Source organism: Bradyrhizobium sp. NC92 (assembly GCF_025200865.1).
Classification (GTDB): domain Bacteria; phylum Pseudomonadota; class Alphaproteobacteria; order Rhizobiales; family Xanthobacteraceae; genus Bradyrhizobium.
In genome coordinates, this window is the sequence record NZ_CP104171.1 from 5,403,407 (window position 1) to 5,430,213 (window position 26,807).

General features: G+C 65.4%; 25 protein-coding genes. 17 read left to right on the plus strand and 8 right to left on the minus strand.

Features of this window, described 5'->3' with window-relative positions; genetic code table 11:
• A complete protein-coding gene (locus N2602_RS25520; RefSeq protein WP_260379803.1) occupies positions 1 to 1,608 on the minus strand; it encodes an ABC transporter substrate-binding protein in 1,608 nt (535 codons plus the stop codon).
• On the opposite strand from N2602_RS25520, the gene N2602_RS25525 reads away from it, so the two are divergent.
• The 9 genes from N2602_RS25525 to N2602_RS25565 all read left to right on the plus strand — a co-directional run bounded on the left by N2602_RS25525 (position 1,595) and on the right by N2602_RS25565 (position 12,238).
• A complete protein-coding gene (locus N2602_RS25525) occupies positions 1,595 to 1,873 on the plus strand; it encodes a hypothetical protein (protein ID WP_172783062.1) in 279 nt (92 codons plus the stop codon). The two genes, N2602_RS25520 and N2602_RS25525, sit on opposite strands and share 14 nt — an antisense overlap.
• A gap of 1 nt (position 1,874) precedes the next feature.
• The gene (locus N2602_RS25530) at positions 1,875 to 3,005 is read left to right on the plus strand and encodes a M20/M25/M40 family metallo-hydrolase (RefSeq protein ID WP_025037179.1); all 1,131 of its coding nucleotides are present in this window, start codon (positions 1,875 to 1,877) and stop codon (positions 3,003 to 3,005) included.
• 225 nt (positions 3,006 to 3,230) lie between these two features.
• On the plus strand, positions 3,231 to 4,172 hold the full coding sequence (locus N2602_RS25535) for an ABC transporter permease (protein WP_172783060.1): 942 nt from the start codon (positions 3,231 to 3,233) through the stop codon (positions 4,170 to 4,172).
• An 18-nt stretch (positions 4,173 to 4,190) separates the two neighbouring features.
• A complete protein-coding gene (locus N2602_RS25540) occupies positions 4,191 to 5,078 on the plus strand; it encodes an ABC transporter permease (protein ID WP_260379804.1) in 888 nt (295 codons plus the stop codon).
• Positions 5,079 to 5,211: 133 nt separating this feature from the next.
• Entirely contained in the window at positions 5,212 to 6,861 is a 1,650-nt protein-coding gene (locus N2602_RS25545; RefSeq protein ID WP_260379805.1) for an ABC transporter ATP-binding protein, read from the plus strand.
• A 214-nt stretch (positions 6,862 to 7,075) separates the two neighbouring features.
• Positions 7,076 to 8,581 (plus strand): M81 family metallopeptidase, encoded by a 1,506-nt coding sequence (locus N2602_RS25550; protein WP_260379806.1) that lies wholly within the window; start codon positions 7,076 to 7,078, stop codon positions 8,579 to 8,581.
• A gap of 13 nt (positions 8,582 to 8,594) precedes the next feature.
• Positions 8,595 to 9,767 carry a M20 aminoacylase family protein gene (locus tag N2602_RS25555; protein ID WP_260379807.1) on the plus strand — a complete coding sequence of 391 codons (1,173 nt, stop codon included), beginning with the start codon at positions 8,595 to 8,597 and terminating at the stop codon, positions 9,765 to 9,767.
• Positions 9,760 to 11,181, plus strand: coding sequence for an amidase (locus N2602_RS25560; protein ID WP_212258100.1), 1,422 nt, complete (start codon positions 9,760 to 9,762; stop codon positions 11,179 to 11,181). The genes N2602_RS25555 and N2602_RS25560 overlap by 8 nt, the downstream gene beginning before the upstream one ends.
• A gap of 166 nt (positions 11,182 to 11,347) precedes the next feature.
• Complete coding sequence (locus N2602_RS25565; protein WP_172783054.1) at positions 11,348 to 12,238, plus strand: crotonase/enoyl-CoA hydratase family protein; 891 nt, start codon at positions 11,348 to 11,350, stop codon at positions 12,236 to 12,238.
• Between the two features lie 103 nt (positions 12,239 to 12,341).
• On the opposite strand, the gene N2602_RS25570 is transcribed toward N2602_RS25565, so the two are convergent.
• The 3 genes from N2602_RS25570 to N2602_RS25580 all read right to left on the minus strand — a co-directional run bounded on the left by N2602_RS25570 (position 12,342) and on the right by N2602_RS25580 (position 14,763).
• Positions 12,342 to 13,319, minus strand: a complete 978-nt coding sequence (locus tag N2602_RS25570; RefSeq protein ID WP_260379808.1) for an NADPH:quinone oxidoreductase family protein — start codon at positions 13,317 to 13,319, stop codon at positions 12,342 to 12,344.
• Positions 13,319 to 13,927 (minus strand): 2-hydroxychromene-2-carboxylate isomerase, encoded by a 609-nt coding sequence (locus tag N2602_RS25575; protein ID WP_260379809.1) that lies wholly within the window; start codon positions 13,925 to 13,927, stop codon positions 13,319 to 13,321. The genes N2602_RS25570 and N2602_RS25575 overlap by 1 nt, the downstream gene beginning before the upstream one ends.
• A 134-nt stretch (positions 13,928 to 14,061) precedes the next feature.
• Positions 14,062 to 14,763 carry a glutathione S-transferase N-terminal domain-containing protein gene (locus N2602_RS25580; protein WP_260379810.1) on the minus strand — a complete coding sequence of 234 codons (702 nt, stop codon included), beginning with the start codon at positions 14,761 to 14,763 and terminating at the stop codon, positions 14,062 to 14,064.
• Positions 14,764 to 14,909: 146 nt separating this feature from the next.
• On the opposite strand from N2602_RS25580, the gene N2602_RS25585 reads away from it, so the two are divergent.
• Positions 14,910 to 15,932, plus strand: a complete 1,023-nt coding sequence (locus N2602_RS25585) for a methionine synthase (protein WP_260379811.1) — start codon at positions 14,910 to 14,912, stop codon at positions 15,930 to 15,932.
• A gap of 19 nt (positions 15,933 to 15,951) precedes the next feature.
• On the opposite strand, the gene N2602_RS25590 is transcribed toward N2602_RS25585, so the two are convergent.
• The 3 genes from N2602_RS25590 to N2602_RS25600 all read right to left on the minus strand — a co-directional run bounded on the left by N2602_RS25590 (position 15,952) and on the right by N2602_RS25600 (position 18,027).
• A complete protein-coding gene (locus N2602_RS25590; protein ID WP_260379812.1) occupies positions 15,952 to 16,569 on the minus strand; it encodes a hypothetical protein in 618 nt (205 codons plus the stop codon).
• A gap of 156 nt (positions 16,570 to 16,725) precedes the next feature.
• A complete protein-coding gene (gene gpt, locus N2602_RS25595; RefSeq protein WP_008562986.1) occupies positions 16,726 to 17,253 on the minus strand; it encodes a xanthine phosphoribosyltransferase in 528 nt (175 codons plus the stop codon).
• 36 nt (positions 17,254 to 17,289) lie between these two features.
• Positions 17,290 to 18,027, minus strand: a complete 738-nt coding sequence (locus N2602_RS25600) for a molybdopterin-binding protein (protein ID WP_172783047.1) — start codon at positions 18,025 to 18,027, stop codon at positions 17,290 to 17,292.
• A 277-nt stretch (positions 18,028 to 18,304) separates the two neighbouring features.
• Here N2602_RS25600 and N2602_RS25605 point away from each other — a divergent pair, with 277 nt between their 5' ends.
• The 6 genes from N2602_RS25605 to N2602_RS25630 all read left to right on the plus strand — a co-directional run bounded on the left by N2602_RS25605 (position 18,305) and on the right by N2602_RS25630 (position 23,848).
• Positions 18,305 to 19,723 (plus strand): circularly permuted type 2 ATP-grasp protein, encoded by a 1,419-nt coding sequence (locus tag N2602_RS25605; RefSeq protein ID WP_172783046.1) that lies wholly within the window; start codon positions 18,305 to 18,307, stop codon positions 19,721 to 19,723.
• Between the two features lie 4 nt (positions 19,724 to 19,727).
• Positions 19,728 to 20,672 carry an alpha-E domain-containing protein gene (locus N2602_RS25610; RefSeq protein ID WP_260379813.1) on the plus strand — a complete coding sequence of 315 codons (945 nt, stop codon included), beginning with the start codon at positions 19,728 to 19,730 and terminating at the stop codon, positions 20,670 to 20,672.
• A gap of 108 nt (positions 20,673 to 20,780) precedes the next feature.
• Entirely contained in the window at positions 20,781 to 21,629 is an 849-nt protein-coding gene (locus tag N2602_RS25615) for a transglutaminase family protein (protein ID WP_260379814.1), read from the plus strand.
• A 61-nt stretch (positions 21,630 to 21,690) separates the two neighbouring features.
• Positions 21,691 to 22,098 carry a carboxymuconolactone decarboxylase family protein gene (locus N2602_RS25620; RefSeq protein WP_260379815.1) on the plus strand — a complete coding sequence of 136 codons (408 nt, stop codon included), beginning with the start codon at positions 21,691 to 21,693 and terminating at the stop codon, positions 22,096 to 22,098.
• Between the two features lie 206 nt (positions 22,099 to 22,304).
• Entirely contained in the window at positions 22,305 to 23,063 is a 759-nt protein-coding gene (locus N2602_RS25625; RefSeq protein ID WP_025037198.1) for a proteasome-type protease, read from the plus strand.
• Between the two features lie 26 nt (positions 23,064 to 23,089).
• Positions 23,090 to 23,848, plus strand: coding sequence for an SDR family oxidoreductase (locus N2602_RS25630; protein ID WP_212258092.1), 759 nt, complete (start codon positions 23,090 to 23,092; stop codon positions 23,846 to 23,848).
• Between the two features lie 210 nt (positions 23,849 to 24,058).
• On the opposite strand, the gene N2602_RS25635 is transcribed toward N2602_RS25630, so the two are convergent.
• The gene (locus N2602_RS25635) at positions 24,059 to 25,297 is read right to left on the minus strand and encodes an MFS transporter (protein ID WP_260383715.1); all 1,239 of its coding nucleotides are present in this window, start codon (positions 25,295 to 25,297) and stop codon (positions 24,059 to 24,061) included.
• 161 nt (positions 25,298 to 25,458) lie between these two features.
• On the opposite strand from N2602_RS25635, the gene N2602_RS25640 reads away from it, so the two are divergent.
• Positions 25,459 to 26,709, plus strand: a complete 1,251-nt coding sequence (locus N2602_RS25640) for a NupC/NupG family nucleoside CNT transporter (protein WP_260379816.1) — start codon at positions 25,459 to 25,461, stop codon at positions 26,707 to 26,709.
• Positions 26,710 to 26,807 lie beyond the last annotated feature (98 nt).

Below are 26,807 nucleotides of genomic sequence, written 5' to 3' on the forward strand. Positions count from 1 at the left end.
TTACTCCGACTTGTCGACGTTCCAGAACACCGGCGTCGCGGGACCGTCGAGCACGCCGGCCAGCGATTTGCGCCAGCCGCTCGGGATGAGATACTGCCCGAGCGGAATGTAGATCACCTGCTCATAGGCTTGCTTCTGAATGTCGGCGGCGATCTTCTTCTGCTCGTCGATCGAGGACGCGCGGACGAAAGCGTCCTTGAGCTGCTCGATCTTGGCGTCCTCCGCCCAGCCGAACCAGCCTTTCTTGCCCTGCCCGCCGATCGAGAGATTGGCGATCGGGTTGGACACGTCGGCCGCGACCCAGTTGGTGAAGAACATGTTCCAGCCGCCTTCCTTCGGCGGCTTCTGGCTCGCACGGCGGCTCACCACCGTCTGCCAGTCGGTCGCCTGCAGGTCGACCTTGAAGCCGGCTTCGCGCAGCAGCTGGGCCGCGACGATCGGCTGCGCCTTCAGCGTCGTGACGTCGCCGGGGGCCATGATCACGATCGGCGTGCCGTCATAGCCGGACTCGGCGAGCGCCTTCTTGGCTTCCGCCATGCCGTTCCCCTTCACCAGGGTCTCGGAGCCTGCATCGGTCGCGAGCGGCGTGTCGCAAATGAAGAAGGCGCCGCAGATCTTCTGATATTTGGCATTGCCGACCAGCGCGTCGAGCACGTCCTTCTGATTGATCGCCAGCAACGCTGCACGCCGCACCTTCACGTTGTCGAACGGCGGATGAAGGAAGTTCATCCGACCGAGAGTCTGAAAGCCGAACTTGTTCAGGACCTGGATCGTGAGCTCCTTGTTCGCTTCCAGCACCGGCAGCATGTCGAACGGCAGGTTCTCCATGAAGTCGATGTCGCCCGACTGCAGCGCATTCACCGCCGTCTGTGAGTCCGGCATGGTGAGCCACTCGACGCGATCGACCTTCACCACCTTGCCCCCGGAGGTCCAGCTCGCCGGCTCCTTGCGCGGAATGTAATCGGTGTTCTTGACGTAGACCGCCTTCACACCGGGCTGGAATTCTCCCTGCACGAACTTGAACGGGCCCGAGCCGATCTGCTCGGGAATCTGCTTATCCGCCGGCGTCTCGGCAAGGCGCTTCGGCATCATGAAGGCGACGCGCGAGGACGGCTTGCCGATGGAATCGAGGACGAGGCCGTAGGGCTCCTTCAGCTTCAGCGTGATGGTCTTGGCGTCGGTCGCCTCGATGCTGGCGGTGAAGTCCAAGAGCTTCTGGCCCATGCCGTCGACCGCGGCCCAGCGCTTCAGCGAAGCGACGCAATCTTCCGCCGTAACCGGCGCACCGTCATGCCACTTCAGACCGTCGCGCAGCGTGAAGGTGTAGGTGAGCTTGTCGTCGGAGATCTTCCAGTCCGCCATCTGCGGCTGGACCTTGAAGTTGGAATCGGTGGCCACCAGCGTGTCGTAAACCATGTAGCCATGGTCACGCGTGATGTAGGCCGTGGTGAAGATCGGGTCGATGATGCGCAAATCCGAGTGCATCACTGCGGTGAGGGTCTTGCCGGCCGCAAGCACTGGCGAGGCCAGCGCGGTCGAAAGCGCGACGACCGACAGCGCAAGTGTGGAGGCGAACGCACGAGGCCCCCGGCGCATGAAGTGGAACATAGAAAGTTCTCCTGACGTGAAACTGTTCAAAGGCGGATTATTGGTTGAGCATCCGGTTCGTTCTTTGGGCGAACTAACCATATGCAATGCCTTTATCTTTTCGAGACTTGCAGACAGTGCCGAGCGCGTCAATCCGGTTTCGTTGCAAGCCCTTGCGGCGCATGCACGGGCTCCACCGGGATCGATTTGGCTCTACAACACCTCCACTTGTCCTGACCGCGCCGATGCAATGCGCGTTCCATCTTTCCAGCTCGAGAGACATTGAGATGAATCCTGCCAATCTCCCCTTTGATTCCGAGGCCATGCTCGAGGGCTTGCGCGGCTGGGTCGAATGCGAAAGCCCGACCTGGGACGCAGGCGCCGTGGACCGCATGCTCGATATCGCGGCGCGGGATATGGCGATCATGGGTGCGACGATCGAGCGCATCGCCGGCCGCCAGGGTTTTGGCGGCGTCATCCGCGCGCGCTTTCCCCACCCGAAGCAGGGCGAGCCGGGCATCCTGATCGCCGGCCACATGGACACCGTCCACCCGGTCGGCACCATCGAGAAGCTGAAATGGCGGCGCGAGGGCAACAAATGCTACGGCCCCGGCATCTACGACATGAAGGGCGGCAATTATCTCTCGCTGGAAGCGATCCGGCAGCTGGCGCGCGCGTCCTTCACCACGCCGCTGCCGATCACGGTGCTGTTCACGCCGGACGAGGAAGTCGGCACGCCCTCGACGCGCGACATCATCGAGGCTGAGGCCGCGCGCAACAAATACGTGCTGGTGCCGGAGCCCGGTCGCGCCGACAACGGCGTCACCACCGGACGTTATGCCATCGCACGGTTCAACCTCGAGGCGACGGGCCGGCCGAGCCACGCCGGCGCCACGCTGTCGGCGGGACGCTCGGCGATCCGCGAGATGGCGCGGCAGATTCTCAGCATCGACGCGATGACGACGGAGGATTGCACCTTCTCGGTCGGCGTCGTGCACGGCGGGCAGTGGGTCAATTGCGTTGCCACCACCGCGACGGGCGAAGCGCTGTCGATGGCCAAGCGCCAGGCCGATCTCGATCGCGGTGTCGAGCGGATGCTGGCGCTGTCGGGCACCAGCAACGATGTCACCTTCAAGGTCACGCGCGGCGTGACGCGGCCGGTCTGGGAGCCGGATGCCGGCACCATGGCGCTGTATGAGAAGGCGCGCGGCATCGCCAAATCCCTTGGCATGGAACTGCCGCATGCAAGCTCCGGCGGCGGCTCCGACGGCAACTTCACCGGCGCGATGGGAATCCCGACGCTCGACGGCCTCGGCGTGCGCGGCGGCAATGGCCACACGCTGGAGGAGTATATCGAAGTCGAAAGTCTCGTTGAGCGTGGTCGGCTGATGGCGGGGCTGCTGGCGACGCTGGAGTGATCGCGAAGCTATTCCGCAGGGTGGGCAAAGGCGCAAAGCGCCGGGCCCGCCGTTTTTCCTGAGTGAAAGGAGGTGGGCACGCTCCGCTTTGACCACCCCATCAGGACTGGCTGCACCGCAAAAACTGTGGCCCTCATGGCACGGGAATTGCTGAAATGTTAGGCTGGTGGCAGAACTGACCTCTCGCCGCTGCCGCCGATTTGACTCTAAACTGACGGATCCACCTTGCTCGGATATCTCCTTCGCCGGATTCTCGCCGCCGTGCCCGTGATGGGCGTGGTCGCGCTGTTCGTGTTCCTCCTGCTCCGCCTCACCCCCGGCGATCCCGCCGCGATCCTCGCCGGCGACAACGCGACGCCGGAACGGCTCGAGCGCATTCGCGAATCGCTCGGTCTCAATGAGCCGCTGATCGTGCAGTTCATCACCTGGGTGAACAAGCTGCTGCATGGCGACCTCGGAACCTCGCTGATCTCCAACCTGCCTGTCATGAAGATGATCGGCCAGCGCGTCGAGCCGTCGATCTCGATCGCGCTGTGCACCATCATCCTCGCCGTCATCGTCGCAGTTCCCTTGGGGGTGATCGCGGCGTGGAAGCACGGCACCTGGATCGACCGTTTCGTGATGGGTCTGTCCGTGCTCGGCTTCTCGGTGCCGGTGTTCGTGGTCGGATATGTCCTCATCCAGGTCTTCGCGATCGAACTGCGCTTGGTGCCGGTGCAGGGCTTCCGGAGCATCTTCAACGGCTTCGGTCCGTTCTTCGAGCGCATGATCCTGCCGACCTGCGCGCTGTCCTTCATCTACATCGCACTGATCGCGCGCATGACGCGTGCGGCGATGCTCGACGTGCTCGGCGAGGACTACGTGCGAACGGCGCGCGCGAAGGGCATCAACGAGGTCGCGGTGATGATGCGCCATGCGCTGCGCAACGCCGCCGTGCCCGTGATCACCGTCATCGGCACCGGCTTTGCGCTCTTGATCTCCGGCGTCGTCGTCACCGAGAGCGTGTTCAACATCCCCGGCATCGGCCGCCTGACCGTGGATGCGGTGCTGGCGCGCGATTATCCGGTGATCCAGGCGATGATCCTGCTGACCTCGCTGATCTACGTCGTCGTCAATCTTCTCATCGACGTCGCCTACACCCTGCTCGATCCCCGGATCCGGTACTGAGGCAAGGACAAGAACAGAATGTCGGTCGATACCCTTCCCCAGTCGTCCATTCCGATCACGTCGCCGCTGCGGCCGCGCTTCGGATTCCTCACCTCGACGCCGATCATCGCCGCGGCGACGGTCCTGCTTGCCTTGATCGTGCTGATCTCGATCCTCGCGCCGCTGATCGCGCCGCACGATCCGATCCAGCTCGCCCCGTCGCAGCGGCTCAAGCCGTCCTCCGCTCAATTCCTGCTCGGCACCGACGCTTACGGCCGCGACCTGTTGTCGCGCGTGATCTATGGCGGCCGCATCTCGCTCTTGATCGGCATCGGCGCGGCGATCCTGTCGATCGCCATCGGCCTTGCGATCGGCCTCGTCTCCGGCTTCTTCAAGCTGGTCGATTCCGTGATGATGCGCGTCATGGACGGCCTGATGGCAATGCCGAGCATCCTGCTCGCGATCGCCGTGGTGTCGCTCTCCGGCGCCAGCCTCTGGACCGTGCTGATCGCGATCACGATCCCCGAGATTCCGCGCGTGGCACGGCTCGTCCGCTCCGTCGTGCTTTCGGCGCGCGAGGAGCCTTACGTCGAGGCCGCGATCTCGGTCGGCTCGAGCCTGCCGAAGATCATGTGGCGCCACTTGATGCCGAACACGATCGCGCCGCTGATCGTCCAGGGCACCTATATCTGCGCCAGCGCCATCCTCACCGAGGCGATCCTCTCCTTCCTCGGCGCCGGCATCTCGCCGGAGACGCCGACCTGGGGCAACATCATGGCCGAGGGCCGCCAGTACTTCCAGATCAAGCCGTCGCTGATCTTCTGGCCGGGCCTGTTGCTCTCCATCGCCATCCTCAGCATCAACCTGATCGGCGACGCCGCCCGCGACGCCCTCGATCCGCGCATGAAGCAGCGGGAGGGGAAGTGAGGATCCTTTGTTTCGTCATTCCGGGGCGCGACGAAGTCGCGAGCCCGGAATCCATCTCACCACTTGCATCGCGGCTCAATGGATTCCGGGTTCGCGCTACGCGCGCCCCGGAATGACGGCGGAGAGAATTGACGTGACCAACACCATCCTCGACATCAACAACCTCGTCGTGTCCATCGGCAAGAAGCCGAAAGGCGCTAACATCATCGACGGCATCTCGATCCAGGTGCGCGAGCGCGAGACGCTGTGCCTCGTCGGCGAAAGCGGCTCGGGCAAGTCGGTGACCTCGCTCACCACGATGGGCCTGTTGCCGAAGGGCACGCTGGTGCCGACCGCCGGCAGCGTGAAGCTGGTCGGCGAGGAGCTGCTCACCGCCACCGACCGCCGCCTGCGCCAGCTGCGCGCGACCAAGATGGCGATGATCTTCCAGGAGCCGATGACCGCGCTCAATCCGGTGGTGCCGGTCGGCCGCCAGATCGACGAGGTGCTGCGCGCGCACACCAAGCTCGATGCCAGGGCGCGCAAGAAGCGCATCCTCGACATGATGGAGCAGGTCCGCCTGCCCCAGGTCGAGCGCATCTTCGCCTCCTATCCCCACCGCCTCTCCGGCGGCCAGCGCCAGCGCATCATGATCGCGATGGCGCTGGTGCTTGAGCCGAAGCTGCTCATTGCCGACGAGCCGACCACCGCGCTCGACGTCACCACGCAGAAGCAGATCCTGACCCTGATCCGCGACCTCCAGCGCGATCACGGCACCGCCGTGCTGTTCATCACCCACGACATGGGCGTGGTCGCCGAGATTGCCGACCGCGTCGCGGTGATGCGGCAGGGCCGCCTGGTCGAGACCGGCGCGCTCGAGACCGTGCTGCGCAACCCGACCATGGAATACACGCGCAACCTGCTCTCCTCGGTGCCGAGCCTGGTGCCGCGGGCGCCGCGCGAGGAAACCCGCGAGCCGGTGGTGCTCGAGGCCAACGAGCTCAGCAAGGTTTACAAGGAGCGCGCCTTCTTCGGCAAAGGCCGCGAGGTCGTCGCTGCCGACAAGGTCACGTTGACGCTGCGCAAGGGCCGCACGCTCGGCATTGTCGGCGAAAGCGGCTCGGGCAAGTCGACGGTGGCGCGCTGCATCGTGCGCCTGATCGACCCGACCTCCGGCGGTGTGCGCCTCGCCGGCCGCGAGATCGCCGACATCTCGCGCCGCCTGCTGCAGCCGCACCGGCAGAAGATCCAGATCGTGTTCCAGGATCCCTACCGATCGCTCAACCCGCGCGTCACCGTCGGCGAGAGCATCGCGGAAGGCCCGATCAATTACGGCACTTCGCATGCCGACGCGATGAAGCGCGCGCGCGAGCTGCTCGAGCTGGTCGGCCTGCCGCCCGACGCCGTGTCGCGCTATCCGCACCAATTCTCCGGCGGCCAGCGTCAGCGCATCGCCATCGCCCGGGCGCTCGCGCTCGATCCCGACGTGCTGGTCGCGGACGAAGCGGTCTCCGCGCTCGACGTCTCCGTGCAGGCGCAGGTGCTGGAACTGCTCGACGAGATCCAGAAGCGGCTCGGGATCGCCATCCTGTTCATCACCCATGACTTACGCGTCGCAGCCCAGATCTGCGACGAGGTCGTGGTCATGCAGCACGGCCGCGTCGTCGAACAAGGACCGGCCGCCGAAGTGCTCACCCATCCGAAGGAGGCCTACACCAAGGCCCTGCTGGATGCGGCGCCCGGACGCAACTGGGACTTTGCGAACTTCCGGCCGGTGGCGGAGGCCGTGGGGGCGAGCGCGTAGGTCTATCCGCTCGTCATTGCGAGCGCCGCGAAGCAATCCAGCATCCCTCCGCGGAGAAAGTCTGGATTGCTTCGCAACGCTCGCAATGACGTGTGCGCGGCACGCATTCCCAAAACGTCTTGACCCTATGCACGGCGCGATGGCCTCTCACCTTGCTCTCTCCGCAGGGCCAAGGCTAACGTCGCGCACTTTCAAAACGCTGGACCTGAACTGAATGACACGCATCGCCGTCGGCGGCTTCCTGCACGAGACCAACACCTTCGCTCCGACCAAGGCGACCTTCGCCGACTTCCAGCATGGCGGCGGCTGGCCGGCGATGACGCAAGGCCAGGACGTGCTGAAGGTGATGCGGCGCATCAATGTCGGGCTCGCCGGTTTCGTCGACAGCGCTGAAGCGAACGGTTGGGAACTCGTTCCGACCATCGCCTGCGGCGCGAGCCCCTCCGCGCACGTCACCAAGGACGCCTTCGAGCGCATCGTGAAGGTCATGGTCGACGGCATCGCCGCCGCCGGGCCGATCGACGCCGTCTATCTCGACCTGCACGGCGCCATGGTGACCGAGCATCTCGACGACGGCGAAGGCGAGATCCTGGCGCGTGTGCGCCGCGTCATCGGCAAGGATGTTCCGCTGGTCACCAGCCTCGATCTGCACGCCAACGTCACGCCCGAGATGATGGAGCACGCGGACGCGCTGATCGCCTACCGCACCTATCCCCATGTCGACATGGCCGAGACCGGCCGCGCCTGCGCGCGGCACCTCGCGCTGCTGCTGCAGACGAAGCAGCGCTTCGCAAAAGCGTTCCGGCAATTGCCTTTCCTGATCCCGATCAGCTGGCAATGCACCAACGACCAGCCCACCAAGGGCATCTATGAAAAGCTCGCCGCCCTGGAGAGCGATGCCGTCCCGACCCTCTCCTTCGCGCCCGGCTTCCCCGCCGCCGATTTCCGCGACTGCGGCCCGAGCGTGTTCGCCTATGGCAAGACGCAAGCAGACGCGGATCGCGCGGTGGACGCGCTTCTGAAGCTGATCGAAAGCCACGAGGACGATTTCGACGGCAAGATCTGGTCGCCCGACGACGGCGTGCGCCACGCCATGGAACTTGCCAAGAGCGCCAGCAAGCCGATCATCATCGCCGACACCCAGGACAATCCCGGCGCCGGCGGCGATTCCGACACGACGGGCATGCTGCGCGCGCTGGTGCGCAACAGAGCGAGTGCGGCAACCGGCGCGATCTACGATCCGGAATCGGCCAAGGCCGCGCATGCGGCCGGCGTCGGCGCCACCGTGACGCTGGCGCTCGGCGGCAAGTCCGGCATTCCCGGCGACGCGCCCTATCGCGAGACTTTCGTGGTCGAGCAGCTTTCCGACGGCCGCTTCATCGCGCCCGGACCGTATTACGGCGGCCGCGAGATGGAGATGGGCCCGTCCGCAGCCTTGCGCATCGGCGATGTCCGCGTCGTCGTCTCCTCGCACAAGGCGCAGCTGGCCGACCAGGCGATGTACCGCTATGTCGGCATCGAGCCGACCGAACAGAAGATTTTGGTCAACAAGAGCTCGGTGCATTTCCGCGCCGACTTCGAGCCGATCGCCGAGAAGCTGATGATCTGTGCCGCGCCCGGCGCGATGCCGGCCGACACTGCTTCGCTGCCCTGGACGCGCCTGCGACCCGGCATCCGCATCAAGCCGAACGGCCCCGTTTTCAATCCACCTTCACGCTAACCGGACAGGACACATGCCCACGATCGATCGCATCGACGGCTACGCCGACGAACTCACCGCCATCAGGCGCGACCTTCACGCCCATCCCGAGATCGGCTTCGAGGAAGTGCGCACCTCCGGCATCGTTGCCGACAAGCTAAAGAGCTGGGGCATCGAGGTGCATCGCGGCCTCGGCGGCACCGGCGTGATCGGCGTCATCAAGGGCAAGGGCTCCGGCAGCAAGCGCATTGGCCTGCGCGCCGACATGGACGCGCTGCCGATGGAAGAGAACACCAATCTGAAATGGAGCTCGAAGATCCCGGGCCGCTTCCACGGGTGCGGCCATGACGGCCACACCACCATGCTGCTCGGCACCGCGCGCTATCTCGCCGAGACCCGGAATTTCGACGGCACCGTGCACCTGATCTTCCAGCCGGCCGAGGAAGGCCTCGGCGGCGCCCGCGCCATGATCAAGGACGGCCTGTTCGAGAAATTCCCCTGCGACGAGCTCTATGGCCTGCACAACGCGCCCGACCTCAACCACGGCGAGATCGCGATCCTGCCCGGCCCGGCGATGGCCAGCGCCGACTTCTTCGACCTGCGCATCACCGGCTACGGCGCGCATGGCGCGATGCCCGAGCGCTCCAAGGACGCGGTGGTCATCGCGACCACGCTGGCGCAGGCGATCCAGACCATCGTCAGCCGCAACGTCGACCCGCTGCAGGCTGCGGTGGTGTCGATCACCCAGATCCATGCCGGCTCCGCCTACAACGTCATTCCCGGCGACGCGCATCTGTGCGGCACCATCCGCACCTTCTCGAAGGAAGTGCGCACCCTGGTCAGCGAGCGCATCCGCACCATCTGCGCCGGCATCGCGAGCGCCTATAATTGCGCGATCGACGTCGACATCCGCGACACCTTCAACGTGCTGGTCAACCAGGTCGAGCAGTCCAAGGTGGTCGAGGAGGTCGCGCGCACGATCGTCGACCCCGCCAACGTGATCACCCGCACCCAACCGAAGATGGGCAGCGAGGATTTCGCCGACATGCTGGAGACCATCCCCGGCGCTTACTTCTGGGTCGGCCATGACGGCTCGGTGCCCGTGCACAACCCCGGCTTCGTGCTCGACGACAAGATCCTGCCGATCGGCGCCAGCATGTTCGCCCGCATCGTCGAGACGCGCATGCCGGTGGGTGGCAATGCATAAAAAGAGCGTCGAGGAAGCGGTCACCTCGCTGCACGATCTGTCCGCGGTCGACCTGATCGCGGGCTATCGCGCCAAGCAGTTCTCGCCGAGCGAGGTGCTGGAGGACGTGCTCGCGCATGTCGCGGCGTGGGAACCGCATCTGAAGGCGCTCTATGCGTTCGACCCTGACGGCGCGCGCGAGGCCGCAAAGGCCTCGACCGCGCGCTGGAGCGGCGGCGAGCCGTCCGGCGCGCTCGACGGCGTGCCCGTCACGGTGAAGGACAACATCGCGACCAAGGGCGTGCCGGTGCCGCTGGGCGCCGCCAGCGTCAAGCTCGTGCCGGCGGAGAAGGATGCGCCGCCCGCCGCGCGGCTGCGTGAGGCAGGCAGCATCATCTTCGCCAAGACCACCATGCCCGATTACGGCATGCTGTCCTCCGGGCTCTCCTCGTTCCATGCGCTCGCGCGCAATCCGTGGGACCTCAGCAAGAATCCCGGCGGCTCCAGCGCCGGCGCAGGCGCCGCTGCTGCGGCCGGCTATGGCCCCTTGCATCTCGGCACCGATATCGGCGGCTCGGTCCGTCTGCCCGCCGGCTGGTGCGGCCTCGTCGGCCTGAAGCCGAGTTTTGGCCGCGTGCCGATCGACCCCACCTATGTCGGCCGCGTCGCAGGTCCCATGACCCGCACGGTCGATGATTGCGCGCTGATGATGAGCGCGATCGCAAAGCCCGACCGGCGCGACGGCATGAGCCTGCCGGCCGAGCCGCTGAACTGGAAGGGACTGGAGAAGTCGCCCCGCAAGCTGCGCATCGGCTTGATGCTCGATCCCGGCTGCGGCCTGGCGCTGGAGAAGCCGGTGCGCGAGGTCGCGGTGAAGGCCGCGAAGGCGTTCGAGTCCGCTGGCAGCGTCGTCACCGAGGTCGACGGCATCCTGACGCGCGAGATGCTCGACGGCCTCGACAATTTCTGGCGCGCGCGGATGTGGGACGATCTGTCCAGGCTAACGGCGACCGAGCAGGCCAAGGTGCTACCCTATATCTTCAGATGGGGCGAGTCCGGCGCGAAGCTCTCGGGCGTCGATGTCATCCGCGGCTTCAACCAGACCATGGCGATCCGGGCCGCGGCCTCGAAGCTGTTTTGCGAGCTCGACTATGTGATCTCGCCGACCGCGCCGAACGTGAACTTTCCGGCGGAATGGGCTTCGCCGACCAACGATCCCATGAAGCCGTTCGAGCACATCGCCTATACCGTGCCGTGGAATATGTCGGAGAACCCGGCGATCTCCCTCAACGGCGGCTTCGACGCCAAGGGCTTTCCCATCGGCGTGCAGATCGTCGGCCGCCGCTTCGACGACATCGGCGTGCTCGGCATGGCCAAGGCGTTTGAAGGTCTCCGCGGCCCGCAGCGGCCCTGGCCGAAGCCGCCGGCGAAGTAGATCTTCCGTCATTCCGGGGCGCCGCGAAGCGACGAGCTAGGTGCGCAATTGCGCACCTGAGAATCCATAACCACGATAATGAGTATGGATTCCGGGCTCGCGCCAAGAGGCGCGCCCCGGAATGACGTGCTAAAGAGAGAATAAGAAACAAAGGAAGGAAACCACCATGGCGTATGAGACGATCAAATACGAGGTCGCCGAGCAGATCCTCACCATCACGCTGAACCGGCCCGACAAGCTCAACGCCTTCAACGCGCAGATGCAAAGGGAGCTGATCGACGCGTTCGACGCCGCCGACAAAGATGACAATGTCCGCGCCATCATCGTCACCGGCGCCGGCCGTGGCTTTTGCGCGGGCGCCGATCTGTCGTCCGGCGCCGACACGTTCGACCGCGACGCGCGGCGCGGGCCGGTCAAGCGCTTCGCCGACGGCAAGGTCGACTATAGCGACCCGCAGGTGCGCGACGGCGGCGGCCAGGTGACCTTGCGCATCTTCAAGTGCCTCAAGCCCGTGATCGCCGCGGTGAACGGCCCGGCTGTCGGCATCGGCGTCACCATGCAGCTTGCGATGGACATCCGCATCGCCTCGGAGGCGGCGCGGTTCGGCTTCGTGTTCTCCCAGCGCGGCATCGTCCCGGAGGCGGCCTCGAGCTGGTTCCTGCCGCGCATCGTCGGCATCTCGCAGGCGCTGGAGTGGTGCTATTCGGGCCGCGTCTTCCCGGCCCAGGAAGCCCTTGCCGGCCGCCTCGTCAGCAAGGTGGTCGCGCCGGACGATCTGCTGCCGACCGCACGTGCGCTGGCCAAGGAGTTTTGCGCCAAGACCGCGCCGGTGTCGGTCGCGCTGATCCGCCAGATGATGTGGCGCATGATGGGCGCCGACGATCCGATGGAGGCCCACAAGGTCGACAGCCGCGGCATCTACGCCCGCGGTCGCTCCGACGACGTCAAGGAAGGCGTGGTGTCGTTCCTGGAGAAGCGGCCGGCGCAGTTCAAGAACAGGGTCTCGACGGACATGCCGGATTATTTCCCGTGGTGGACGGAGCGGGAGTATAAGTGACGCTCTCGTAGGGTGGGCAAAGCGAAGCGTGCCCACGATTCAGGTTGCGACGGAAAGATGGTGGGCACGGCGCAAGAGCGCCTTTGCCCACCCTACGAGACCGTCACTGCATCAGCAGCGCGACCCGTCCGATCGCCTTGCGGTCGATCAACAGCCGCATCGCCTTCGCATAATCCTCCAGCGGCAGGCGATGCGAGACGTTGGGGCGCAGCTTGCCCTCCTCCGCCCATTGCAAGAGCGCCTTCAGGCGGACCTCTCCGAGCGCAGGATTCTTGCGCACCGCTTCGCCGGCGCGCACGCCGAGCACACTGGCGCCCTTGATCAGCAACAGATTGGTCTTGGCCGAGCCGATGCCGCCGGTGAAGCCGATCACCAGCAGCCGCGCGCCCCAGGCGATGCAACGCATCGAATCTTCGAAGACCTGGCCACCGACGGGGTCGAACACGACGTCCGCGCCGCGGCCGTCGGTGATGCGCTTGACGGCATCGCGAAACGGCTCGCGGTCGTAGCGGATAAGATGATCGGCGCCGCGCGATCTCGCGATCTCAAGCTTCTCGTCGCTGGAGGCGGTCGCGATCACGTTCGCACCCAGCATCTTGCCGATCTCCACGGCGGCAAGGCCGACGCCGCCGCCGGCGCCGTGGACCAGCAGCACCTCGCCCGGCGCGACCCGGCCGCGATCGATCAACGCATGATAGGCCGTGCCGTGGCCGGCGAGATAGGTCGCAGCCTCGGCATAGTCGAAGGTGGACGGCATGGGGGTGAGCTGCGACGGCGTCACCACGGCTTCATCGGCAAAGGCGCCATGGCGCATCTTGACGATGACCTTGTCGCCGACGGCAACGCCGCTCGCCTCCGCGCCCAATTCGGTGACGTCACCGGCAGCCTCCATGCCAGGCGTGAACGGCAGCTCCGGCTTGAGCTGGTATTCGCCAGCGGCCATCAACACGTCGGGAAAGTTCAGCCCGGCGGCGCGGATGGCAACGCGTACCTCGCCCGGCTTCAGCGCGCGCGACGGAAATTCTTCCAGCCGCAAAGTCTCGGGCGCGCCGAGTTCGCGGCAGATGACGGCGCGCACCATCAGGCCGCGCTCGCCTTGCTGCGCTGAAGCGCTTCGCGGATCAGCGGCAGGCGGTCATTGCCGAAATACATGTCGGTCTTGTTCACGAAGATGGTCGGCGAGCCGAAGCCGCCGCGCGCCATCACCTCCTCAGTTGTGGCCTTGAGCTGGTCCTTGATGTCCTGCTCGGCAATGCCGGCGAAGAACTTCTGCTCGTTGATGCCGACTTTCCTGCAGATCTCCGCGAGCACCGCGTCCTGCGAGATGTCCTTGTCCTCGCCCCAATAGGTCTCGAACACAGATGTCGCGAACGGCACCATGTCCTGACCGAGCCAGAGGCAGCCGCGCATCGCCTTGACGCTGTTCACCGGAAACACCGTCGGCGGCATCTTGATGGCAAGGCCCGCCGAACGCGCCCAGTCGGCGAGGTCCTTCTTCATGTAGCGCGCCTTCAGCGGCACCGGCTTCTCGCGCTGCGCGTAGACGCTCGGATTGACCGTGTTGAAGATGCCGCCGACCAGGATCGGACGCCAGGTGATGGCGGCGCCGAGCTCTTTGGCGAGCGGCTGGATGTTGTGGAAGGCGAGATAGGTCCAGGGGCTGGAGCAGTCGAAGAAGAATTCGATCATGGGGGTTCCTTGTGTCTTGTTTCTCTCGATCTCTCCCCCGTCATTGCGAGCGAAGCGAAGCAATCCAGAGTCTTTCCGCGGAACCAGTCTGGATTGCTTCGCTTCGCTCGCAATGACGAGGAGGGAGCGGAGGCCTACTTCCTTCCCAACACTTCCTTCGCACGCTGGCCGAACATGATCTTGCGTGATTCCTCGTCGAACGGCTCCTTCACGAATTTTCCGATCGCGAGCCCCGCCTGCACCTGCGGTCTGGCGCGGACCTCGGCATACCAGCGTTTGACATTGGGAAAGTCGTCGAGCGTAAAGCCTTGCGCCTTGTGCGTCATGGTCCAGGGGAAGCAGGCGATGTCGGCGATGGAATAGTCGCCGGCGACATAGGCGCCGGTCTTGGCCAATTGCCGGTCGAGCACGCCGTAGAGCCGCGCCGCCTCGTCGCGATAGCGTTCGATCGCGTAAGGGATCTTCTCGGCCGCATAGAGCGCGAAATGGCCGTGCTGGCCGAGCATCGGCCCGAGGCCCGCCATCTGCCACATCACCCACTGGATCGTGGTGGAGCGGCCGCGCAAATCGGACGGCAGGAAACGGCCGGTCTTCTCCGCGAGATAAACCAGGATCGCGCCGGTCTCGAACGCCGAGAACGGCGCGCCGCCATCAGCGGGATCGTGATCGACGATGGCGGGAATGCGGTTGTTCGGAGAGATCCCCAGAAACTCAGGATTGAACTGCTCGCCGGCGCGGATATTCACCGGGATCACCTTATAAGGCAACCCGAGTTCCTCCAGCATGATCGAGACTTTCCAGCCGTTCGGCGTCGGCGCGTAATAGAGGTCGATCATGACCTTTCCATTGGCCTTTCCTCTGGCCCTTGCTTGGGCCTTTCCCTGTCGCCGCTGCTGGAATGGAGAGCGACTTTCGTTGTTCTGTACCTCGACGTTAGGACATGGCAGGAAGGGGCGCAACTCAACCTGCCGGGAGGGCCGCCATGCTGTTTCCAACCACGATCGCCGGCTCCCTGCCGAAGCCGGAATGGCTCGCCGAGCCCAACATGCTCTGGGCGCCCTGGAAGTCCGAAGGCGACGAGCTCGCCCGCGCCAAGCGCGATGCGACGCTGATCTGGCTGAAGATCCAGGAGGACGCCGGCATCGACATCGTCACCGAAGGCGAGCAGGCGCGGCAGCACTTCGTGCACGGCTTCCTGGAGAAGATCGAGGGCATCGATTTCGCCCACAAGGTCGAGATGGGAATCCGGAAAGATCGCTACAAGGCGATGGTGCCGCAGGTGGTCGCGCCGCTCCGGCTGAAGGGCCGCGTCCATGATCTCGAGGCGCGCGTCGCGCGCACGCACACGAAGAAGCAGCTGAAATTCACCCTGCCTGGCCCGATGACCATCATCGACACCATTGCCGATCGCTACTACGGCGATCGGGTCAAGATGGCCTTTGCCTTCGCAGAGCTCTTGAACGAGGAAGCCAAGGCCTTGCAGGCCGACGGCGTCGATCTCGTGCAATTCGACGAGCCCGCCTTCAACGTCTACATGGACGAGGTCAACGATTGGGGCATCAAGGCGCTGGAGCGCGCCGCGCAGGGCCTGACCTGCGCCACCGCCGTGCACATCTGCTACGGCTACGGCATCAAGGCCAATACGGACTGGAAAGAGACGCTCGGCAGCCAGTGGCGGCAATACGAGCAGATCTTTCCAGCAATCGATGCCAGCCCGATCCAGCAGGTCGCGATCGAGTGCCGCAATTCCAAGGTGCCGCTCGACCTGCTCGCGCTGCTCAAGAACAAAATCGTGCAGGCCGGCGTGATCGACGTCGCCAGCGACACGGTGGAGACGGCCGAGGACGTCGTGAAGGTGATCGAGGCGGTGTCGCAATTCGTGCCGAAGAGCAACATCATCGCCACCACCAATTGCGGCATGGCGCCGATGCGGCGCGAGATCGCCGAAGCCAAGCTGATGGCGCTCGGCGCGGGCGCCGCGGTGGCGCGCGAGAGGCTGGGCTGATCACGAGGATGTCGGCGCTTCAGCCCGACGCCGTCGGATGCAGCACGGGCCGATAACCGGCCATCATCGCGCGCAACGTGGAAGGCGGCGTCAACAACATCGCCCGATCGACCATACGTGCATGCGACGCGTAGCCCGCCGGCGACCACGGCAGTGGCCTTCCCTGCATCACCAGAAAGCTGTCTTCGCCCTGCTGCACCATCGCGCCGTCGGGCAGGTCCGCCAGCGGCATCGTAAGCGGGTGCAATTGCTTGCGGCCGCGATCGAGACGCTCCCGATGCAGGACGGCATCCATCGCCTTGGCGCTGATGTTGCTCGCACCATTGCCCTTCTCCCACGCCGCGCGAAATCGTTTGGCGTCGTCGCGCCGGCAAAAGAAGCAGGGCCGGTGCCCTGCCGCGAAGGCGGTGGCCTCGTCGAGGAAGAACAGCTCGGTCCAGCTCCGCCGCGCCATCACCGGACGACGCCAGCCGCGGAATTCGCACAGGCATGTGATCCAGGCCGGCGTCGACCAGCGCTTCTTCAGCAGCGTCTTCGTCGCGGGATCGTGGATGATGCCGCGATTGCCGGTGAAGAGACCGCGGTGTGGCGTGGCGATGATGTCGCCGGTGGGGGTGACGCGGTTTTGGAGGGGCATGGCTGCGGGTCCACTCCCTCTCCCCGTTCTTACGGGGAGAGGGTTGGGGTGAGGGGCTGCTTCCGCAAATTCGGTGACAGTGGGGCTCGCGCAGAGGCCCCTCACCCGCGCCTTCGGCGCGACCTCTCCCCGCAAGCGGGGCGAGGTGAAGAAAGCTCACGCCGCCCCGTCGCGTAGCGGCGGGTGGTAGGACAGCGCGGTGTCCCAGGGGAAGAAGATCCAGGTGTCCTGCGACACCTCGGTAATGAAAGTGTCGACCAGAGGACGTCCCATCGGCTTGGCGTAGACGGTGGCGAAATGCGCATCGGGGAGCATCTCGCGCACCAGCTTGCCGGTCTTGCCGGTGTCGACGAGGTCGTCGACGATCAACAGGCCCTTGCCGGTGCCGCCGCCGAGCTTCATGGCCGCCTCGGAAATGCCCTTGAGCACCTGAAGGTCGCCCTGCTTGTTGTGGTCGTAGCTGGCGATGCAGACCGTATCGATCACGCGCACCCCCAGCTCGCGCGCCACGATCGCGGCCGGCACCAGGCCGCCGCGGGTGATCGCGATCACCGCATGGAACGGGCCGACCTCGTTGAGCCGCCAGGTCAGCGCCCGGCAATCCCGGTGGAACTGGTCCCATGAGACGGGGAAGGCCTTGCCTGCCCGCTCCTGCGCACTCAGTTCCGGTGCTTCACCAGCCATCGCCTTTCTCCTGCAATCTCGTCCGGCAATTCTCTGCTAGCGGTTGACGTTCAATCCCGCCAGCATTTCCTTCACCGCGGCCATTGCCGCCCCGAGCTTCTCCGGATCGCGCGAGCGCACCACCAGGTTGGTGTTGGGCTTCTGCTCCTCGTCCATGAAGGGATAGCTGCCGATGATGGTGTCGGGATGGGCGGCGGCGATCGCCCGCAGCGGGCCGCCGATGTCGCCCTCGCGTGCGTTGGCGCGGACCGACTCGGACAGCATGCGCACGCCCGACTTCAGCTTGGGCGCGACGATGTCCATCATCGCCTGCATGATCGACGGCACGCCGGCCATCACGATGACATTGCCGATCTTGAAGCCGGGCGCGAGGATGGTCGCGCTCTGGATCAGCTCGGCACCGTCGGGAATGCGCGCCATCCGCAGGCGGGCCTCGTTGAGGTCCTGCTCGCTCCAGCGCTCGCGGAAACGGGCGACCACCTCCGGGTGATGGTCGATGCCGACGCCGAACGCCTTGGCGACGCTATCTGCGGTGATGTCGTCATGGGTCGGCCCGATGCCGCCGGTGGTGAAGACGTAGGTGTAGCGATGCCGCAGTGCATCCAATGCGGCGATGATGTCGGGCTCGTCGTCGGAGACGACACGGACCTCCTTCAGGTCGATGCCGATATTGGTCAGGTATTCGGCGATGAAGCCGATATTCTTGTCCTTGGTCCGGCCGGACAGGATTTCGTCTCCAATGACCAGAATGCCCGCCGTGACGATCTCGCTCATGCCTTAAGTCCCTCACCTGTGACGCCGACTTTGCCGAGGTAACGCGTTGAAGTCACGCGGTTTTGCTTCTGAAATAAGCAGTCTTCAGCCATTTTTTCAGGCACGCCACCGGCCATCGGCGGCAAATGCCCCTTCTCCATGCTTATCGCGCTGGCCCGGCCCTTGCTACCACATGAAAGTCATGCACTGTTGACGCATGGCCAGGACGTTGCGGTCTTCACCAAGGCCTGACGATCTGTCGAATGGCGCAACGCCTTGCGGAGACAAGTCGGGATCTATGGCAGTCGCGTTTGATGAAATGAACATTCCCGGCGGGGACCTTCGCCCCGCCTATCAGGAGCTGGCACGCTGGCTCAAGGAGACGCCTCCCGAGGCGCTTGAATATCGCCGCCAGGAAGCCGAGCTCCTGTTCCGCCGGATCGGCATCACCTTCGCGGTCTACGGCGATTCCGAATCCACCGAGCGCCTGATCCCGTTCGATGTGATTCCACGGATCATGTCCGCCAAGGAATGGGGCGTCCTGGAGAAGGGCCTGAAGCAGCGCGTGCGCGCGCTCAACATGTTCCTGCGCGACATCTATCACGGCCGCGACATCCTCCGCGCCGAAATCGTGCCCGACGATCTGATCTTCCAGAACCCGGTGTTCCGGCCCGAGATGAACGGCCAGCAGGTGCCGCATGACGTCTACGTGCACATCGCCGGCATCGACATCGTCCGGGTCGACGCCGAGGACTTCATCGTGCTGGAGGACAACGCCCGCACGCCGTCGGGCGTCTCCTACATGCTGGAAAACCGCGAGATCATGATGCGGCTGTTTCCGGATCTGTTCGCCCGCCACAGGGTGGCGCCGGTCGAGCGCTATCCGGACGAGCTGCTCGCCGCGCTCCGCTCGGTCGCGCCGCAGAGCGCTTCGGGCGAGCCGACGGTGGCCCTGCTCACCCCGGGCGTCTACAATTCGGCCTATTACGAGCACTCCTTCCTCGCCGACAAGCTCGGCATCGAGCTGGTCGAAGGCCGCGACCTCGTCGTCAAGAACAACGAAGTGTTCATGCGCACGACGGAAGGGCTGAAGCGGGTCGACGTGATCTATCGCCGCGTCGACGACGACTTCCTCGATCCCCTCACCTTCCGTCCCGATTCCGTGCTCGGCGTGCCCGGCCTGATGTCGGCCTATGCGGCCGGCAACATCACGCTCGCCAACGCCGTCGGCACCGGCATCGCCGATGACAAGGCGATCTACTCCTACATGCCCGACATCGTGAAATTCTATCTCGGCGAGGAGCCGATCCTGAAGAACGTGCCGACCTGGCGCTGCCGCGAGCCGAAGGACCTCGCCTATGTGCTGGACAATCTGAGCGAGCTCGTCGTCAAGGAAGTGCACGGCTCCGGCGGCTACGGCATGCTGATCGGTCCCGCCGCGACCAAGGCAACGATCGAAGCGTTCCGCGACAAGCTCAAGCGCGAGCCGGAAGGTTTCATCGCCCAGCCGACGCTTGCGCTCTCGACCTGCCCGACCTGCACGGCGTCGGGCCTCGCGCCCCGTCACGTGGACCTGCGGCCGTTCGTGCTCACGGGCAGCAAGAGCACAACGATCGTGCCGGGTGGCCTCACCCGCGTCGCGCTCAAGGAAGGCTCCCTGGTGGTGAACTCGAGCCAGGGCGGCGGCACCAAGGACACCTGGATTTTGGACGAGTAGAGAGATGCTGTCGCGTACTGCCGAAAACCTCTACTGGCTCGCCCGCTACGTCGAACGGGCCGAATATCTCGCGCGCACCATCGATGCGACGCTGCGCGTCACCGCGCTTCCCGCCGCCTATATCGGCAAGACCAATGAATGGAATTCGGCGCTGCTCACCGCCGGCGTCGCTGCGAGCTTCTATCAGGCCTATGAGGAAGCCAACGAGCACAATGTCGTCGAGTTTCTCTCGTTCTCCCAGAACAACCCCTCCTCGATCCGAAACTGCATCGAAGCGGCGCGGCTGAACTCGCGCTCCGTGCGCACGGCGCTCACCAGCGAGATGTGGGACACCATCAACTCGGCGTGGATCGAGCTGCAGGCGGTGTGGAGCAAGGGCACCTCGACGCGCGAGGACCTCGCAAAATTCCTGCGCTTCGTGCAGGAGACCTCGCTGCGCTTCGACGGCTCGGCCTACCGGACCATGCTGCGCAACGACGCCTATTGGTTCTCGCGCATGGGCGTGCATCTCGAGCGCGCCGACAACACCGCGCGCATTCTCGACGTGAAGTATCACGTGCTGCTGCCCGAGGAAGAGCATGTCGGCGGTCCGCTCGACTTCTACCAGTGGAGCTCGATCCTGCGCTCGGTCTCCGCGCTGACGGCCTATCACTGGGTCTATCGCGAGACTCTGAAGCCCTGGCTGATCGCGGACCTCCTGATCCTCAACGACACGCTGCCGCGTTCGCTCGCCAGCTGCTACGGCAACCTCGTGCGCAACCTCGACCAGATCGGCGTCGCCTATGGCCGCCAGGGCCCGGCCCAGCGCCACGCCCGCGGCATCCGCAACCGACTGGAACACAGCAACATGAACGACATTTTCCAGCATGGCGTGCATGAATTCATTCAGGAATTCATCGCGGACAATTCCAGGCTGGGCGAAATCATCACGAAGCAGTATTTGATTTGATCCACGCTGTCGTTCCGGGATGGTCCGAAGGACCAGACCCGGAATCTCGAGATTCCGGGTTCGATGCTGGCGCATCGCCCCGGAATGACGCCAGAACAACGGTCCACCATGCGCCTGCGAATCCAGCACACCACGACTTATCGCTACGAGCCGCCGGCCACCAGCGTGATCCAGATTCTGCGCATGACGCCGGGTAGCCATGACGGGCAGTACGTCGCGGAATGGCAGATCGACGTCTCCACCGACACCAAGCTCGAGGTGCATGAGGACGCGTTCGGCAACGTCACCCACGTGCTGTCCTGCGGGCCCGTCGGCGACATCCAGATCATTGCCGAAGGGCTGATCGAGACCCACGACACCGGCGGCGTGCTGCGCGGCGCCGATGAGCGTTTTCCCGCCGGCATGTTCCTGCGCGCCACCGATCTCACCTCGGTCAATCCGGCGATGGCGGCGGTCGCGCGCCAGTTGCGCAGCGAGGCCGAGAGCGACACGCTGGGCTTCCTGCACACGCTGATGACACAGGTTGCCGATCACATGACGTTCGACGAGGACCCCACCAACAGCGGCACGTCCGCGGCGGAGGCGTTCACGCTCAAGCGCGGGGTCTGCCAGGATTACGCGCACATCTTCATCGCCTGCGCCCGCGCCGGCGGCGTGCCGGCGCGCTTCGTCTCCGGGCATTTCCTGCGGGCGGACGACACGGTGCACCTGGACGCCGGCCATGCCTGGGCGGAGGCGTACGTGGCCGATCTCGGCTGGGTCGGCTTCGATCCCGCCAACAGCATCTGCGCCACCGACGCCCATGTCCGCGTCGCCATCGGGCTCGACTATCTCGGCGCCGCCCCGGTGCGCGGCACGCGCTACGGCGGCGGCACGGAAACGCTGACGGTGGCGGTGAAGGTCGAGCAGGCCGGCCGCGGCGGGCAGTCGCAATCGCAGTCCCAGCGGCAGGGCTAGGCGCGGCCGTCGGGCCGCGTTGGCCGTGCTACACTCGCGGGTCAGATCCCGCGAGGTACGCATGGCCACCGTAATACTGCTTTCGGACGATGAGCTCTCCAGCGAGGCGCGCGCCGTCTTCGACGATATCCGCAAGGTGCGGAAATCGGACTTCGTCAACAATTTCTGGCGCGCGCTGGCGCATGATCCGAAGACGCTGCGGCGGACCTGGGAGAGCATCAAGGAGGTGATGGCTCCGGGTGCGCTCGATCCCAAGGTCAAGGAAATGCTCTACGTCGCAGTGTCGATCGCGCATGGCTGCAGCTATTGCATCCACTCCCACACCGCCGCCGCGCGGGCCAAGGGCATGACCGAGGCCGAATATGGCGAGCTGCTCGCCATCGTCGGCATGGCCGCGGAGACCAACCGGCTAGTCACGGCGCTCGGCGTGCCCGTCGACGAGGCGTTTCTGGTCGATGCGGCGGATTGAGGCCTGAGCGGAGCGCTAAGCCGATTCCTCGTCATTCCGGGGCGCGCGTAGCGCGAGCCCGGAATCCATTCATCCACCAACTCTGCGGCCCGATGGATTCCGGGCTCGCGACTTCGTCGCGCCCCGGAATGACGGCCGGAATCGGGGGTTGGAGTGGCCCCTGAAATTGGCTAGTAATTCCGCGCAAACGCGTTCGGGGACTGGAAATGACCTATTGCTGCGGAATCCTGGTTCGGGACGGTCTGGTGATGATCGCCGACACCCGCACCAATGCCGGCCTCGACAACGTCTCGACCTTCCGCAAGCTGCACATCTTCTCCAAGCCCGGCGAGCGCATCATGGCGATCGCCAGTGCCGGCAACCTCGCCATCAGCCAGTCGGTGCTGTCGACGCTGACCGAGGGCCTCGAAGACCCCAACACGGGCGAGATCGAGACGCTGATGAACGCGCCGACCATGTTCCAGGCCGCCCAGCGCATCGGCCGGGCGATCCGGGCGGTGCATGCCACCGAAGGGCCGGCGCTGAAATCCGAGGACGTGTCCTTCGACGTCTCCTTCCTGTTCGGCGGCCAGATCAAGGGCGCGCGCATGCGCCTGTTCATGGTCTACACCGCCGGCAATTTCATCGAGTGCACCACCGACACGCCCTACCTGCAGATCGGCGAGCACAAATACGGCAAGCCGGTGCTCGACCGCGCCATGCACTACGACGTCGAGCTCTACGAGGCGCTGAAGACGGGCCTGATCTCGATGGACTCGACGATGCGCTCGAACCTTGGCGTCGGCCTGCCGATCGACGTGCTGGTGGTGCGCACCGACGCCTGCGAAGCCGATCTCAACCATCGCATCGAGGCGGGCGAGCCTTACTTCCACGACCTGCGCTCACGCTGGTCGGCGGCCTTGCGCGCGGCTCACCAGAACATTCCGCGCCCGCCCTACAAGAACGACAAAGAACCCAAAACCTGACAGCAGAAGAGAAAAGGCAGGAAACGATGAGTGACGCGAAAAAGATCGCATTGGTGACGGGCGCCGGCACCGGCGTCGGGCGAGCGGCGTCGCTGGCGCTGATGAACACCGGCTTCACCGTGGTGCTCGCAGGGCGCCGGCTCGACATGCTCGAGGAGACGGCGAAGCTCGGTCCCGCCGGGAAAAGCCTCTGCGTCACCGCCGACATGACCAAGCCGGACTCCATTGCCGCGCTGTTCGACAAGGTGAAGGCGACCTATGGCCGGCTCGACGTGCTCTTCAACAATGCCGGCATGGGCGCGCCGGCCGTGAACTTCGAGGACCTCAGCCTCGAGCAATGGCAGGCGGTGGTGAATACCAACCTCACCGGCCCGTTCCTGTGCACCCAGCACGCCTTCCGCATCATGAAGGACCAGACCCCGCGCGGCGGCCGCATCATCAACAACGGCTCGATCTCGGCCCACGCGCCGCGGCCGTTCTCGGCGGCCTACACCTCGACCAAGCACGCCATCACCGGCCTCACTAAGGCCAGCAATCTCGACGGCCGCATGTACGACATCGCGGTCGGCCAGGTCGATATCGGCAATGCCGCGACCCCGATGACCGACCGCATGGTCAACGGCCCCGGCGTGCTGCAGCCCGACGGCACCACCAAGCACGAGCCGCGCATGGATGCGAAAGCGGTCGGCGATGCCGTCGCCTACATGGCCGGCCTGCCGCTCGATGCCAACGTGCTGACCATGACGGTGATGGCGACCAAGATGCCGTTCGTGGGACGGGGCTGAACTGAAAACTGCGAAAACAACCCCATGCACAGTAGGCGGCGTGGGGTTGCAACGGGCTTCGGCGCGCGAGGGTGACGTCAGCTAAATCCCGGCGCTGCCTCCACAATCGTCATTGCGAGCGCAGCGAAGCAATCCAGGCTGCCTCCGCGGTGACATTCTGGATTGCTTCGTCGCAAGAGCTCGTCGCAATGACGTGGAGAGAGCGGTGCGCTACTCTAGGCTCTCCACCTTCCGCAGGGTCGGAAACAGCTTCATCCAGAGCAGCGCCACTGCGACGGTGGCGACGCCGCCGAGCACGGCGGCGGGCATGGCACCGAGTAGCGCGGCTGCTACCCCGCTCTCGAACTGGCCGAGCTGGTTCGAGGCGTTGATGAACAGGAAATTCACCGCCCCGACCCGGCCGCGCATCTCGTCGGGCGTCGACAGCTGCACCAGCGAGAAGCGGATCACGACGCTGATCGTATCGGCGGCGCCCAAAACGGCGAGCGACAGCACCGACAGCCACATCCAGGACGACAGCGCAAACACGATGGTGGCGAGGCCGAACACGATCACCGCCTGGAACATGCGCAGGCCCACATGCCTGGAGATCGCGTGTCGCGCCAGCACCATGGTCATCAGCAAGGCACCGACGGCGGGCGCGGCGCGCAGCACCCCTAACCCGACCGGGCCGGTCTGGAGGATGTCGCGGGCATAGATCGGCAGCAGCGCCGTGACGCCGCCGAACAGCACGGCGAACAAATCGAGCGAGATGGTCCCGAGGATTGCCGGGTTGCTGCGAATGAAGCGGACGCCGGCGAAGATGTTGTCGGAGTCCATCCCCTCCCTTGCGATCGCCTGCGGGCGCGGACGGATGAAACCGGTCAAAATCATCCCCAACACCCAGAACAGGACCATCACGGCATAGGCAAGGTACGGGGCGATTGCGTAGGCGATGCCGCCGAGCGCAGGTCCCGTGATGGTCGCGACCTGCGCCGCCCCACTGGAGACGGCGGTGGCGCGCTGGAGCGAGCCCTGCGGCGCGATCAGCGGCAGCAGCGCCGCTGTGGTCGGGCTCTCGAACGCGCCGGCGATCCCGAGCAGGAAGGTCGCGATGAAGATCTGCACCTCGCTGACCGCGCCGAGATAGGTGATGGTCGCGAGATAGAGCGCGGTCGCGGCCTCCACCAGCTGGCAGAGCTGGACCACGCGCTTGCGCTCGTAGCGGTCGGCGGCGTGGCCTGCGACGAACACCAGAAGCGCCGTGGGCAGGAACTGGACGAGGCCGACCATGCCGAGGTCGAAGGCCGAGCCGGTGAGATCGTAGATCTGCCAGCCGATCGCAACCGCCGCGATCTGGCTGGAGAAGCGCGACAGGCTGCGCGAGAGCAGGAAGAACAGGAAGGCGCGGTGGGCGAGAAGCGCGCCGGCGCTGACCGGTCGATGTCCGGATATTGGCTGCTCTGGCATCGCCTGTCGGGTCACCCTCGGACCGCTCTTTCCCTCGATGTCGAAGGCCTCCCGCGTGGCCGAGGTGGCCCCGCTTGTCAACACTGGGGCGTTTCCGGCCGGTCCCGGCATTGCCTTTGCAGCGCAGGCGCGGCCATAATCATTGAGGGTTTGGGGACACCATGCTGCGCTTGCAATCGGCACTCGGCATTTTCGCATTGCTGTTGATCGCCTTCGCGCTGGCGGAGAATCGGCGCGCCGTGTCGCTGCGCCAGGCGGCGATCGGCCTCGCCGCGACCTTCGTCACCGCCCTCGTGCTGCTGAAGCTGCCGGTCGTCGCCCATGCCTTCGGTGCCATCAACGACGCGGTCGGCGCGATCTCGGCGGCTTCGCGGGCCGGCTCCGCCTTCGTGTTCGGCTATGTCGGCGGCGGAGCCCTGCCCTTCGACCTGAAGGCGCCCGGCGCGGACTTCATCCTGGCGTTCCAGGCGCTGCCGATCGTGCTGGTCATGAGCGTGCTGACGACGCTGTTGTTCTATTGGCGCGTGCTGCCACCGATCGTCCGCGGCATGGCCTCGCTGCTGGAGCGTACGCTCGGCGTCGGCGGCGCGGTCGGTCTCTCGACCGCCGCCAACATCTTCCTCGGCATGGTCGAGGCGCCGCTGTTCGTGCGGCCGTATCTGGCACAGATGACGCGCAGCGAGTTGTTCCTGGTCATGACCGGCGGCATGGCCGGCATCGCCGGCACGGTGCTGGTGCTCTATGCGACGCTGCTGGCCCCGCTCATCCCCGACGCCGCCGCGCATTTCGTCATCGCCTCCGTGCTCGGCGCGCCAGCGGCGATCCTGGTCAGCCTGATCATGGTGCCCGAAACATCCGACAAGCGCACCGGCGGCGCGCTGGAGGATCCGGAGACGGAGGTCGCCAGCACGATGGATGCGATCGTCAAAGGCACCAGCGCGGGGATCGAGCTGCTGATCAACATCGTCGCGATGCTGCTGGTGCTGGTGGCGCTGGTCTACCTCGTCAACGCAATGCTCGGCCTGCTTCCGCACATCGGCGGCGCCGCGATCTCGCTGCAGCGGCTGCTCGGCCTCGTCATGGCGCCGGTGTGCTGGCTGATGGGGCTGCCGTGGGATCAGGCGATCACCGCCGGCAGCCTGATGGGCACCAAGACCGTGCTCAACGAATTGATCGCCTATGTCGACTTTTCGAAGCTGCCGCCCGATACGCTCGATCCGCGCTCGCGCCTGATCATGCTTTATGCGATGTGCGGCTTCGCCAATTTCGCCAGCCTCGGCATCATGATCGGCGGCTTAGGGGTGATGGCGCCGGAGCGGCGCGAGGAGATCAACGCGCTGGGCCTGAAGTCGATCGTGTCGGGGACGCTGACGACGTGCCTGATGGGGGCGGTGGTGGGGGTGTTGGCGTAGGCTCTCTCTACCGTCATTGCGAGCGAAGCGAAGCAATCCAGGCTGTTTCCGTAGATACATTTCTGGATTGCTTCGCTTCGCTCGCAATGACGGCGGAA

Excerpts from the sequence above, each read along its gene's own strand:
- N2602_RS25525 (WP_172783062.1), top strand. The coding sequence starts at position 1,595 with ATGAAGTGGAACATAGAAAGTTCTCCTGACGTGAAACTGTTCAAAGGC.
- N2602_RS25520 (WP_260379803.1), bottom strand. The coding sequence starts at position 1,608 with ATGTTCCACTTCATGCGCCGGGGGCCTCGTGCGTTCGCCTCCACACTT.
- N2602_RS25530 (WP_025037179.1), top strand. The coding sequence starts at position 1,875 with ATGAATCCTGCCAATCTCCCCTTTGATTCCGAGGCCATGCTCGAGGGC.
- N2602_RS25540 (WP_260379804.1), top strand. The coding sequence starts at position 4,191 with ATGTCGGTCGATACCCTTCCCCAGTCGTCCATTCCGATCACGTCGCCG.
- N2602_RS25550 (WP_260379806.1), top strand. The coding sequence starts at position 7,076 with ATGACACGCATCGCCGTCGGCGGCTTCCTGCACGAGACCAACACCTTC.
- N2602_RS25555 (WP_260379807.1), top strand. The coding sequence starts at position 8,595 with ATGCCCACGATCGATCGCATCGACGGCTACGCCGACGAACTCACCGCC.
- N2602_RS25560 (WP_212258100.1), top strand. The coding sequence starts at position 9,760 with ATGCATAAAAAGAGCGTCGAGGAAGCGGTCACCTCGCTGCACGATCTG.
- N2602_RS25565 (WP_172783054.1), top strand. The coding sequence starts at position 11,348 with ATGGCGTATGAGACGATCAAATACGAGGTCGCCGAGCAGATCCTCACC.
- N2602_RS25570 (WP_260379808.1), bottom strand. The coding sequence starts at position 13,319 with ATGGTGCGCGCCGTCATCTGCCGCGAACTCGGCGCGCCCGAGACTTTG.
- N2602_RS25575 (WP_260379809.1), bottom strand. The coding sequence starts at position 13,927 with ATGATCGAATTCTTCTTCGACTGCTCCAGCCCCTGGACCTATCTCGCC.
- N2602_RS25580 (WP_260379810.1), bottom strand. The coding sequence starts at position 14,763 with ATGATCGACCTCTATTACGCGCCGACGCCGAACGGCTGGAAAGTCTCG.
- N2602_RS25585 (WP_260379811.1), top strand. The coding sequence starts at position 14,910 with ATGCTGTTTCCAACCACGATCGCCGGCTCCCTGCCGAAGCCGGAATGG.
- N2602_RS25590 (WP_260379812.1), bottom strand. The coding sequence starts at position 16,569 with ATGCCCCTCCAAAACCGCGTCACCCCCACCGGCGACATCATCGCCACG.
- gpt (WP_008562986.1), bottom strand. The coding sequence starts at position 17,253 with ATGGCTGGTGAAGCACCGGAACTGAGTGCGCAGGAGCGGGCAGGCAAG.
- N2602_RS25600 (WP_172783047.1), bottom strand. The coding sequence starts at position 18,027 with ATGAGCGAGATCGTCACGGCGGGCATTCTGGTCATTGGAGACGAAATC.
- N2602_RS25605 (WP_172783046.1), top strand. The coding sequence starts at position 18,305 with ATGGCAGTCGCGTTTGATGAAATGAACATTCCCGGCGGGGACCTTCGC.
- N2602_RS25610 (WP_260379813.1), top strand. The coding sequence starts at position 19,728 with ATGCTGTCGCGTACTGCCGAAAACCTCTACTGGCTCGCCCGCTACGTC.
- N2602_RS25615 (WP_260379814.1), top strand. The coding sequence starts at position 20,781 with ATGCGCCTGCGAATCCAGCACACCACGACTTATCGCTACGAGCCGCCG.
- N2602_RS25620 (WP_260379815.1), top strand. The coding sequence starts at position 21,691 with ATGGCCACCGTAATACTGCTTTCGGACGATGAGCTCTCCAGCGAGGCG.
- N2602_RS25625 (WP_025037198.1), top strand. The coding sequence starts at position 22,305 with ATGACCTATTGCTGCGGAATCCTGGTTCGGGACGGTCTGGTGATGATC.
- N2602_RS25630 (WP_212258092.1), top strand. The coding sequence starts at position 23,090 with ATGAGTGACGCGAAAAAGATCGCATTGGTGACGGGCGCCGGCACCGGC.
- N2602_RS25635 (WP_260383715.1), bottom strand. The coding sequence starts at position 25,297 with ATGCCAGAGCAGCCAATATCCGGACATCGACCGGTCAGCGCCGGCGCG.
- N2602_RS25640 (WP_260379816.1), top strand. The coding sequence starts at position 25,459 with ATGCTGCGCTTGCAATCGGCACTCGGCATTTTCGCATTGCTGTTGATC.